Source organism: Frankia sp. CcWB2, from assembly GCF_977927585.1.
Map to the genome: position 1 here is coordinate 1 of NZ_CDWRCM010000115.1, position 2,034 is coordinate 2,034.

Genomic DNA, 2,034 nt, shown 5'->3' on the forward strand with positions numbered 1-2,034 from the left:
ATTACGTCCCCCTGATGTGTGCGGTGTGGTCGACGCGCCGCCGTTACGCCCTGACGGCCTTCGCGAGAAGATTTGGCCCATGCTCGGCATAGAACGAAAGAATTAGAGGTTGTAGCGTAATCTTGCAGAGATATCTTCGTAAGAAGGTCGACGTCGCCGAGACGGCTCGTGGGGTGGCGACGGGATCCGGATGGAAGTGGTCCGGGGGGAGGAGAGCGGGATGGTCGTCCCCTTGCAGCCGGCCCAGCCCCTGCAGCCGGCCCAGGTGTCTGCGTCCGGTGCCCGGCCGGCGGGTGCCCGGCCGGCGGAGGGGTTGCCGGCGGACGCAGTGCTGAGCACGCTCGGTCGCCACGTCCTCGTCGACGGCTTCGACCTCGTCTGCGACCTGGCGATGAGCCGTGGCAGCGTGCTTGTCGACGCCCGTGATGGGCGGCGCTACCTCGACCTCTACAGCTTCTTCGCGTCTGCGCCGCTCGGGATCAACCCGTCGGACCTCGTCGACGACGCGGGCTTCGTCGCTCGGCTGGGTCGGGTGGCGGTCAACAAGCCGGCGAATCCGGACGTCGCCACCGTCGCTTACGCCGAGTTCGTGCGGACCTTCGCCCGAGTCCTCGGCGATCCGCAGTTGCCGCATCTGTTCTTCGTCGAGGGCGGGGCCCTGGCGGTGGAGAACGCGCTCAAGTGCGCCTTCGACTGGAAGAGCCGGCACAACGCGGCACACGGCCGTCCCGCGGCGCTCGGCCGTCGGGTTCTGCACCTGCGGAACGCCTTCCACGGACGCAGCGGCTACACCCTCTCGGTCACGAACACCGATCCGGTCAAGACCGAGCGTTTCCCCGTCTTCGACTGGCCGCGCATTGACTGCCCGGCGATGGTGTTTCCCTGCGTGGGGCCGGCACTCGACGCGGTGATCGCCGCGGAACGTGTCGCGCTCGGCCAGGCCGAGGCCGCCTTCGCCGCCCATCCCCACGACATCGCCTGCTTCCTGGCCGAACCGATCCAGAGCGAGGGCGGGGACAACCACCTGCGGGCCGAGTTCTTGGCCGCGATGGCCGAGCTCTGCCGGCGCCACGACGCGCTGTTCGTGCTCGACGAGGTGCAGACCGGTGTCGGCGCCATCGGCTCGGCATGGGCCTACCAGCAGCTCGGCCTGCGCCCGGACGTCGTCGCGTTCGGCAAGAAGGTCCAGCTCGGCGGGGCGATGGCCGGCCGGCGGGTCGACGGGTCGACGAGGTCGCCGACAACGTCTTCCGCGTGCCCGGGCGGATCAACTCCACCTGGGGTGGTGGCCTGGTGGACATGGTCCGCGCCACCCGCATCCTGGAGATCATCGAGGCGCGGGGGCTCATGGCCCGGGCCGGCGAGCTCGGCGTGGGCATGCTCGCCGGGCTGACGGAGCTCGCGGCCCGCCACCCCCGGCTGCTGTGCAATCCCCGTGGGCGCGGTCTGCTCTGCGCGGTGGACCTGCCGGGCAGCGCCGTCCGGGACGAGGTGCTGCGGCGGCTGCGGGTGCGCGAGGGAGTCCTCGCGCTGCCCGCCGGGAAACGGGCCATCCGGTTCCGACCGGCGCTGACGGTGAGCGCGGAGCAGCTCGCCGCCGGGATCGCGGCCCTCGGCCGGGTCCTCGACGGGCTGCCGGGTGGATTGGATGGGCCGGGCGGATTAGATAGGCCGGATGGACCCGGCGGACCGGATGGGGGATCGTCATGACGCTGGTACGGCCACGGCGGGTTGGTGCGCTTATTGCCGGACGCCCGCAGGCCGGACGTCCGCAGGACGGGTGCGCGCCGCCCGGCGCGGCCGAAGCGGAGCTCACCCCGGTCCGGACGGTGCCCTCGACCAACCCGGCCCGGCTCGACGACGTGGTCGCCGAGGTCGAGCTGGCCGGCCCGGAGACGATCCTCGCCGCCGCGGTGGCGGCCCGTGACGCCCAGCGCACCTGGGCAGACGTGCCGGCCCCGGTCCGGGGAAGCGTGATCGGCAATCTCGGCCGGCTCGTCGCGGACAACGCCGCCGCGCTCGCCCGGCTCGTCA

1 protein-coding gene and 1 pseudogene are annotated in these 2,034 nt (G+C 71.9%); both read left to right on the forward strand.

All coding sequences use genetic code 11. The features are described 5' to 3' along the window. The first annotated feature begins 220 nt into the window (after positions 1-220). A pseudogene (gene lat, locus ACY45C_RS13285) lies at positions 221-1,710 on the forward strand (L-lysine 6-transaminase). After that, the coding region (locus ACY45C_RS13290) for an aldehyde dehydrogenase family protein (protein WP_462187930.1) at positions 1,707-2,034 on the forward strand (328 nt) is incomplete at its 3' end. The pseudogene lat and the gene ACY45C_RS13290, both read left to right, overlap by 4 nt.